Annotated in this window: 1 protein-coding gene (running past one end of the window); it reads left to right on the top strand. The window is 49.6% G+C overall.

Annotated features, from left to right (window positions below; all coding sequences use genetic code 11):
• The first annotated feature begins 30 nt into the window (after positions 1 to 30).
• A protein-coding gene (locus ACOMG9_RS08610; protein WP_494530087.1) for a TcdA/TcdB catalytic glycosyltransferase domain-containing protein crosses the window boundary here: on the top strand, positions 31 to 10,672 show its beginning. 17,729 nt of this gene lie beyond the right edge of the window; the window shows 10,642 of its 28,371 coding nt (coding positions 1–10,642); it begins with the start codon at positions 31 to 33; its stop codon lies off the right edge, out of view.

Here is a 10,672-nt window from a genome sequence, read left to right as displayed (position 1 = left end):
ACGACCTGTTAGTTGCGGAGATCTTCTCTTATGTCTGCAAATCTGACCGACACAGTCCCTCTCAATCCTACTTATAAGCGACAGTGGATTGATACCGGAGATGACTGGTTTTACTCGGCCACTGTTCATACCGATAGTTTTACCATCAGACTGTCGGCGAACCCGGCCAACCCGGAGTCGGTCTTTGCCACACCAGAACACATTCTTACTGTCAGGACAGCCATTGACCGAGCCTTCTGGTTAATCGAGCAGTCCGGTTTTTTTCCTCACTACATGCATCGGAATATCAGTATTATCCTGTCTGACCCTGATTTGCCGGGGCAGAATATCTATTATGACGACGATGGCGTGACATTGTTAATCGGGCAATCGATCATCAATCCGTCATTATTGCCCCAGGCTTCGGGCAAAGCTGCCGGTATAGCCGATGCTCTTGGAACTGACCGGCTCGTTGCCAAGTTGCTAAACAATATAGCAATGGTCGTTTATGAGGCCTGTGATCCCAATAACTTCTGGTCAGAATTTCAGGCACGTCAGAATGGTTCCACAGAAAATGGTGGCGGTTTAATCCCGTCTCCCATCAGCCAGACTGATGACGTGGTTTCCGCTATAGCCACTCAAACACAGCTCGACTTTATCTCTGAAACCCTGGCTGCCAAATGGTTGAATCAGAAAGTATCACCGGTTTCACTCTATTGGCTGGAGTCTTTGCTTCCTGATCTGTTCAATGCCCCAAAAAATCCTGGGAAGCCGCCAACTCCTCTAAGTGCCCAACTGCAAGCCAGACACTGGCATTCTAAAAACGATCTTGGTCAAACACTTGCCTGGCTCAAAAGCGAGGAGATCCCTCCAACAGGCAATGTTACCAGACCAGTGCCTGACAGTTTTTTTGCTTTCACACCCGTAGCGCCTCTTTTGCGCATCGACGAGACAATAGCCTGTCCTGCTTTTGGCGATGGTTACCGCACCCGGGTTAACGGAACAGAAATAGGCATCAGGGTATACCCCCAGGGCGACGCCGCTCCGCCACTGCGACTGGCCGACATCACCCTTGATGTGGAAAGCTACCATTCACTCGGTTACAAGGATCCGGCACAAACGCTCCAGCGGCTGGTTTTTGACCTCAAGAAATTGGCAGGACTGTTTCTATACGGTGGTTTTAACCGGCAATTGCTGACTTTTCTTCACGGACTGCAGATTGCCAGTGATCCGGGTGGCCCGGATAACAAGGTCCCTCTTATCAAGGCAGAGTCCGACCGATTGTTTATTGACAGTGACGCAACCTTCACAAACGACAGTCAGCCACTGATTCGTCTGGGGGCCGCTGATCTTTCCCGGCACTCTGACGAGGCTCTTGGACACGGACTGTCATCCCTGTTGGTACCTGCATGGCGAAAAACCCTGACCGACAATGCCGTGGCTGTGGCCGGTATTGAACAGCTCTGGGGAATCACTGACAACAGGCTGAAAGCACTGCAACCGCATTATGGGCTTGATGAACGCTACCAGGCCCGGCAATGGCCACAAGAGTCCGGCGATCTCTACCAGCGACTGGTGTCAGGCCAACGCCATGATCTCAGGAAACGAGGTGGCACAGCGGAAGACTTTGTTGATGCCGTCCGGGAACTTTATCAAGGTGACGGGCTGGCGCCAGCACTTGCCAGCGTTATGGGAGACTGGCAGGCGTTAGCTGAGACTAACCACACAGCCGGGGAAATGGCGGATTTGCTCGAGGCCATTGTCACAGTTTATGGCGAACAGCCGCTGCGCAGTGAACAATGGTTTTTCCGCAGGGCACTTGATGCCAGTCTGGACTGGCTGACTGCCAGAGACCCCGACAACCCGTTCCTGGCAAACCTTCAGCAACTAAAAAAAAATGACGAGGCACAACAGGATGAATACGATGGTCTGTTCGAGCCGGAGCAGGCGCCGCTCTTAAACAATTCTACCAGCAACAATGCCACCAGCAGCGTTCGGGGCAGATTCCTTACCCTCAAGGCTCTGGGTGACTGGATTGGGGTTTATCTGACATCGGACTATCTGGCCAGTTCCAGTCATCAGACCCTCGCCAGTGACCTGCGGCAACTGGTGGATGCCAGCGACCTGTTCAGACACCGGTTGAACAATACCGAAGGGTTACGGATGCTGTCGGGCAACGTAACAACCCCGATAAGACCTGACACCCTTGGCGATATACACGACCAAGGTTTACTGAAAATACCCCCCGATGAGCGCAACAGGACGATCCCCGGGGAATATGTCAGTTTGATTATCCCAGGTCGCAATGGCGCGTCCACTGCCAGTCAGTCAGGCCCGCTGACCTACCAGCCCATTCGTCATAGTGCGGAAAATGACACCATCCATGATCTTGCTCCGGTTAACCAGACAGTCAATAACGGCACCTTCACGCTTATCCCTTTTGATCCGGATGAGGGGGACTTACCCTACGGCTCCGGGTGGCTGGCAGGCCATCTTTCGTTCTTTTACCAGCTGGGGGAAGCATTACGGCTGGCCCTTGGGCTGGCACCAGAAGAAGATGCCAATGCGGCCAAAAACAGGATTCGTACTGAGCTTGGTTTGCCACGGTACTACCCCGGACAGGACAGACTGCCGTTACCGGTAGTAAACCCCCGTCAGGTGATACTCAAAGAGACCCTGCCGGTGCAGGTAAGGTTTAATCAAACGACAGCGACAGACAGTAGAAAACCCGTACCTCTGGCAGTGACCGGATATGGCTCCCTGGGGCGTCATCTGAAACTGACAGCAGAGCCTGACAGGAACGGCACTTATCGTCTGCAACTGGCTGCCATTGGCACAATGACCGCAGATGGCGGTCTTCTGCCACCTTCCCTCTGGCACCACTATCCCGCACTCACCAGACCGGCGACGAGGCACAGGGTTCGCCGTTCTGATTCTGAATCTGCTCCTGCTCCTGTTGCAAGTTCAGACTTCGAATTAATGAATCAACTGATTCCTGACGTTATCACGTTCTATAGGGAATTTTGGCCGTTATTACAATATCAACGCGCCATAAATGCAGACTTGTACGAACGTTTTGAAGATCTGTTCAGGGCTTTTAAGATATTTGATGGCTACCGTCGTGTGAATTCTTCATCAACTTATGCTTTAGCGGTAAAGTTCTACGAAAAACTCATCGCCCTCAACGAGAGTTACCCGATGAAAGGGGAAGCCGGCGAAAAATTTGCGAAACTGACTACAAACTTTCGTCGCTGGTTAGATGGCGCCATTAGGCCAGTCCCTGAAAAGCTGCATTTTGTCAGCATCGGCCCAACCGTCGCAGAGCTGAACACTATCAGGTTATGGATTGCAGCTAATTCAAAGTCCGATTTGCAGATAAACCTCTGGTATGATCAAAACGCAATGCTCGCCACTCTGCTTTCTGAAGCCCTTAAAAAAGCAGTGACCAGTCAATTGACCCGTCAATCTGGTCCCGGTGATCCGTCTAATTTTGAATCGGATTTAACGAGAGGATTCATGGAGCTGCAGGATCAGGCCTGGAAATCCATAGCGTCAGACATGGAACAGGGCCGGGGATTTGATCTGGCGGTGAAGAATTTTCTGGTAGGCCACCTCAACTATAAATCATCGGATATTGATAAGAAAAAAGCCCAAATGATGTCAGCCTACCGGCGATTTAAAAAGAAGATAGCGTCTTCTTATCCCGGGGCGAAGTTTTCCTACGAAGACATTAATAAGGTCTGGAGCGATGCCTTCGGGGAAAAGGGTAAGGAGGCCGAAAGTTACTATCTCAGGGAGCTGGGGTTGCGTGGCCACCTGCCTGCTGCCATTGCACTGGTAAAAGCCAGGGTAATTGGCGCTCTCGGTGGCGTTTATTCTGACACGAACTTTTCACCTGCCATTATTGAGGATCTTTTCAAGGATATTGACCATTCAGGCCTCATCAAAACAGATTGGGATAGGATACGGATGGCACTGACAGAGCTTGTCATCCGAAGGTTCGGCAGGGAATTCCTTCCCGAAGATCAGGATCCTGCAATAGAACAGAAGGTTTCAGATGATCTCGTCTGGTTCGGTGAAAAATACCCCGAGTTTAAAGGCGATATTGAACGGAGCCTGACGAACTCTGATCCGTCGCAACTATTTAAGCCACTGGGAGAAGTTAAAGTCATTCCCAGTGAGATATACCTGCCATTGGAAAAAGCCCCAAGTTTATTTTTTGCAGCATCACAGGGCAGCAAGACCATGCAGATGGTCCAAAACCACCTTTTAGCCGCTTATCAGACGATTGATCAATATAAGTTGTTCGACGTGACAGATTGGAAAACTATCCAGGATACAAGAACGTTTTTCACCTGGCATAAGATAGCTTCCCGGTTATTGGTTCATTATCGACTCGGGGGTATATCAACATTTGCAGATGGCTATCAAATACTGAGTGGTGATGATGCACTGGAGCAAAGCAATAGTGCAATGGGTTGGACTAGAAGCCATAGAGATTCGCTGGATATTCCTGAATTGTCTTCCCGCGAATACTATACGATTTCCAGCCGGGCACTGGCTGTCCGGAAGCATCAAAACGATATCGCAGTCAATACCAACACCGATCCACAGAGCAGAAGCCAATACAGCCAACAATTGGTTATCCAGATGGAGCCTGGTGATGATAGCCCGATTGCCAGGGCCAGCCGTTATCTGTTTCGCAAACACAACAATGGTCAGCTGGCGGGAGGTAGTTATCGTTCAATCCGTAGGCTGGTCAAGAATAACGATGCCTGGTCAGATGGAGAGACAGGCGCAAAGGTCAACAATGCCGATATTGGCAGATTTCTGGACAGTAAAAGCCGAATTCATATAGTAGGTCTGGGTGACTCAGGGAACGGGGAATTTACCCTGAGTGGCCAAACCGCGTTAGCACTGTCAAAAAAAATCAATGAATTGACCGCTGATACACCGGTTAAAACCATTAACCTGGTTGGCTCAGGCATTGACGACAACGGACTTGTAACCCAATACCTGAAAGAAATCCTGAAAACAACAAAAACCTCGGCAGTGACTGCCCGTGACGGTCTTTTGAGAGTCGATATCTGGGGGCGCCTATGGGTTGGCCTGGTCTCAGAAACAGATCCGGTCACCTGGTCACTGGCCGACCACTCTGACAAGCTGAAAGCGCGTCGTATGAGTGACGGTGAAATCACCGTCGAACGCTGGACTGAAAAAGACACATTGGCTGAAGGTGCCACTGGACTCCGGCGGCTGCCCTCTGTGTTATCACAGGACAGCGGGTTGCTGGGGCCCACCGCCAATCCCGATGACCTGGTGCCAACTCTGGCGATGTTCAGCCGCAGTTTGAAGCCGGGTCTACTGAGTGTTCTGAAACCGAATGATTTACAAGCACTGGAGACGAAAATTGCAGAATTTGACCAACTTCGCCAGGAGGGAAGTGAAAGTGCCCTGAAAAAATACATGCTTGTCTATCGGATGCAGAAAAACCTGCCCGCAATTCTGAGTGGGGAATCAGCGGCTTCCCACTTGGCTGGAGCAATAAATCAGTACCTGCTGGATGCTTTGGTGGAGGTTCCTGAAAAGCTTAACTTTATCTGGATTGGTCGTCTCAACGAAGGGGTCAAAGACCATCTCAGAGTCTGGAGTAAGATGGTTCCCTCCTGGTCGCAAACGCTCTGGTACGATCCACAGGCATTTCTGGCGCCCGTGCTTACCCGGGAAATATATAAGGCTGTTGCCGATGAGAAAATAGCCGAGTCATTCCTGGTACATGAACAAGCCAAAGTGGAGTTTTTGACGCGTTTGTGCCATCTACAAGATCTGGCCTACAGCGCTATAAAAAAAGGCATCGCCCAGGGCAAAACCTTTGACGACATGGCGAAGATATTTTTAGTCAACCACCTGGGGATGGATCAAGAAGAATTAACACAAATACAAAGGCAAAGTCTGCAGGAGTTCACAGATCTCGCCAAAGAGCTGACCGGGCTCCGGGGCAACACCGGATCCGGGGGATTCATGCTGGCAGATATCAATCAACTCTGGCAGTCAGGCGATGAAACCAGCATGAAAGCGTTGTACGTGAGAGAACTTGGCTTGAGAGGGATTTTAGCTGCAGCCTCTGATTTGGTAAGAGTGGTACTGCTGAAGGGGGGAGGTGTCTATTTGGATGTCGACACGCTGCCTCATTATAATGAAAAATTGTTTAAAGGGATTGAAATCCCAAGTGAAATTTTACATTCAGGAAGACTGAATCATTTAATTAACCATATGATTATGGATTATTTTGCTGACCCAGGCCCGGAACAACTGTTTTTTAACAGAACACCTGATCCAGAAATACGGAGAGAATATAACAGATTCAAAGAAATATACCCTGATTTTTTTAAGGCTGTCAAAGAAGCCATCGTTAATCATGGGAAAGAGCCTCTTTTTACTTTTCCAGGCTCAGTCAAGGCTATTCCTGGCTCAATAGAAATAAGGTTAGAATTTGTAGAAAGAATCAATGGCGGCAACTGCTTTATTATGGCGCCGCCAGACAGTGAAGTTCTCGAGGCAGTTAATCGAGAAATAATAAGGCGTTACAAATTGATTGATCGGCTGGGAATAGGCGACACGGAAAACTCTTATGACGACAGTATCGATGTCGATACAGATGAGCAAATAAAAGAGTCAATCGTCAATGAATTGGGGATCAATAACGATTTCGCCAAAGATATAATTAACTATCGAGTTGATGGATTAGTTAGAAGATCTGGATCGACGTTGCATTTAACCGGGCCGGGTTTGATTATTCACGTCATCAGAAGATCTGTCTTTGCTTTGCTTCCAGAAGAGGATCTTTTTGATTACAAATTAAAATCCTATTTCACGCAAATTAACCCACTGGCAAGGATTGATTCAGTGAGTGTTGATACGGATGAACAGCCCAGTAGCTGGCTTACCTTTACTGATAAAATCGTGCGTTATGAACTGACCAATGAGCGAGACAGCCATTATAAAAACCAGGTCATTCTCCAGCTCGGTAACAGCGACAATGAAGCCAGAGCCAGCTCATACCTGAGAAATAAATACCAGCCCGATTTCAGCCGTCTTATACGACTGATGCCTGATGGCTCGCTGATTGATCAGAAAGCAGGTTACATCATTGAATCAAGGATTGTGCAAGCCAGTTTTATTACAGACGACACACGTATTATTGTTGTTGGTCATGGTTCCAAGGTTCAGGATAAAAAGACCGGTTCTGACAAGTTTCTTCTGGGCGGGAAGACAGCTAAGCAGCTGGCCGAAGTGCTTGGGCGCATAACCGGCGATCGGTTTGTCAGGACTGTCAGTCTGGTGGGTTGTGGTGCTGATGCCGGCGGCGAGCATTACCCTGTAGAAGCCTTCGCCAGAACACTGTTTGCTGAAATCCGGACAGAACGAATCACTGCCCGCAACGCACTGGTGGCGGTGGATATGCTTGGCCGTAAATGGACCGGCACCCTGCCCGCTGCTGGCGATGTCCTCTGGTCACAGTCAGACCATCGCCTCAAGCTGGTGCTTGAAAAGGACAAACAGGGGCAGTTCGTGGCCCGCCAGCTTCCGGTTGCAGAAGGACTGGTGAAAAAACTCCACAATTTGTCCGCTTTGCCCCCCGGCAGGGATTATGCCTATCTGGGCAAGAATGACCGTCATTTCGATCGGGCCAGACACTTACTGCTTGAAACGATGATCGAAAACAATGGCAGGCAGAAACTCTCCGACCTGATTGAGCATTACAACCTTCGGCTGCAACAAATCACCCGTGATGACTCTTCCCCTTACCGGTTGATGCCTTTGCCGGTTGCCGATGTCGAGCTTCCTCTTGCCTCAAAAGAGCCTCAGCCAGAAGAAAGACGTCAGATAAGCGCCTTTGTCCGCGCAGACTCAATCGGTGACCCGTTTTCCGGAGTGGGTCAGCTGGCCTATGACGATCCCCTGGCGCAAGAGAATTTTGCCCGGATCCAGCAGGAGGGGTATCTGCTGGCCATGGGAGTTGCAAACTCGCCATCCGAGGTCATGGCTGCATTGTTTACCCGCCTGTTGCTTGGGTCTGTGCAGGACATTGTGGCACCCGGAGGCAATGACATAGATCCGTTCCGGGTCTCCAGCCTTGAGCTGATGACTTCGGTATTGGGAAAAGGTGACCTGCAGGCTCTCCGTGGCCAGCAGTTGCAAAATGACTTTGCCGACTTGAGCCAGTGGTATATCAAGTCTCTGAAAAAGTTATTGGGTCACTTTCTGGCGGACAAAGCAGACGAAAAAATACCGAGACTGAACGCCAGAGAATGGCATGAGCAGGGACAGTGGCTGCAAAAAACACTTTCCCTTGGGATTAATAAAAGAGTTCCCCATGACGCTGTCGGTTTTACAGACCCTGTGACCAGGATTCACGGAGAGGCTTTTGATGACAGCAAATACCTGCCTGTTGTCACCGACCCTTCGGGCGTAACTTATGTTCTGCTGGACCTGCCAGAAAGTAACAGCGCAGCTTTTCCGGATAATCTGCGCAATATCCTGTTTATGCTTCAGTCCTCAGGTCCGCTGGGGCCGCGTAATGCCCAGACGCTGATCAATACCATTGAGTTAGCCTATTCCCGGCATTCAGACTTCCTGGCAGGAGAGCAGTTTGCTGAAAAAATAACCCGGCTGCCGATGGCTGATGTAGTCACACTGGCCACTGAAGTTATTAACCTCGACACGGAGCCTAAGGCTCTTCGGAGTCTGATACGAAGACTGTTGATTCGCCTGGCAGCCAGCGCAGTGACGGCTCTGGACATCGGTCACAAACCGGATTACCAGCAGAAGTTTCTGATCGCAGAATTACTCGTCCGGGCCCCCGAAGAAAAGACCTTTGTCGTCCTGGTCCCAGAATCGGGAAAATACCAACGCACGATTACTCTGGACCCTTTGAAGACCATCGACACGAATGACTATCGTGGCTTGCATTCGCGAGTCACTCTGGGGGCTCGTTCGCCACTTTTTATCTCGACCATTCAGGACAGTACCTATCGCTCTCAGGTGCGTGAGCTGATGAAACTGAATGGAATGCCAAAAAAACAGGGACCTGTGTTTCGTTATTTCGGCAAACCTAATCAATTTGTCGATACCCTTTTGGCCTGGCGAAAATGGGAAATAGAGTCTGGTTTTGAGGCTAAAAAGCCGAACCTTGATATTCGTCTGGAGCAAGACCGATTCATCGAGGACAGTGAGGCAATTGTCCATCCATGGCAATCAAATAAGTCGATCATCGTCCGGGTTGGAGTGAAGGATGTACCAGAAGAGGCGTCTGACGCCCGCCTGGCCCGGGTGCTGACCCAATCCTACGGGATGGCCCTGTGTCTGCGAATCCGGGCAATGGCTCCACATGCTCGCTATCTAATCGGGGCTATGGAGATATGGGAAATGGATTACCGTGATAATCCTGAGGGTGATTACGGTTTTGACAATGCTCTGACACTTCGGAAATTACCGGACACTGGCGATCCGCTTTACCGGGCACTGATCCGTGACAGTAAGAACCATGATCTTAAGTTTGCCGAGGGTTCTGTAGATGATTTCCAGCGGGCTATGGAGGTATTGGATTCGGAAGGGAAACTCAGCGATTCGGTCAGAAACGTTATTAGCCGCATTGCAATGAATCCGGCGACCTCTGTTAATACTTTTGTAGAAGCTCTGGTTAAGGTATACACAAATTTCTGGAAAGAGATGCAGGATGCACAACTGCGGTCGGTGCTGCAGTTGCAGGCATCGCAATACCAGATATTGAAACAACGATTAACCAGCTCCGATTTACCCGTCAATACCAGGAGCAGGTTATTGTCAAGTCTGGGTAATATGGAAAACCCGCCAGACAAAACTTCGTACACCGGCACCCTGCCTTCTCATTACATGGACGTCTATAGCAAAGGCATAAAGGAGAACAGTCCCGGAATTATCAGTGAAGTAACACCAGGCTCCTATGGCGATAATGGTTCGCAGACCAAGGTCGCGATCTTGTTCTCTGCCGGGTTTATCAAATATGTTCGTGATCAGAATGCTCTTGAACAGAATGCTCCTTCCGAACACCTGTTTTCAATACACAGTAAGATTATCAAAAGCCTTAGATGGCTCAGCACCGTCCCTGAATTCAAGGTTTTTTCCGGCGCTCTGGCGAAAGATCGGAGCCAGGTCTTTGGCGACCTCCAGAAGCTGGTGGATCAGGGGGTTATTGATGGTTCTGCCGGTAGCGGCTTCGACCAAGTCAAAATACCCGACTCTGTCCGGCTATTGCTGGTCATTACTCCTCCCGATCCATCGGGTACTCCATCCGCTACAGAAATGCCGCAGCCGGTTCTGGTTAAGAATACCGGTTGTGTTCTGAAAGTGGATCCGAGCCAGTATTTCATCAAAGGACAAATAGAGGTTGAACAACATCAGACCTTATCAGGCCTGATAGCTCGTTATATTGTTGCATCCGGTCTGCTAAAAGGAATCAACAGAGATTATGAAACCCTTCGCAAAAAAATGCTGCGTAAATTTGGCATCAAGGCATTACCAGAAAAGAAAAGCATTATCGTTGTCCCCTTCGACCCTTTCAAGGGACGGGCCGGCCTTGAAATAGAGAATCTCATCACAAGTGTGGACACTGAAGTGAGGAAAAACCTTGCATACTCTCAATTTAATCCTG

It is taken from the genome of Endozoicomonas sp. PH6C (assembly GCF_059322965.1).
The sequence above is the reverse complement of the archived record's forward strand: the minus strand, read 5'-3'. Positions and strand labels throughout refer to the sequence as shown.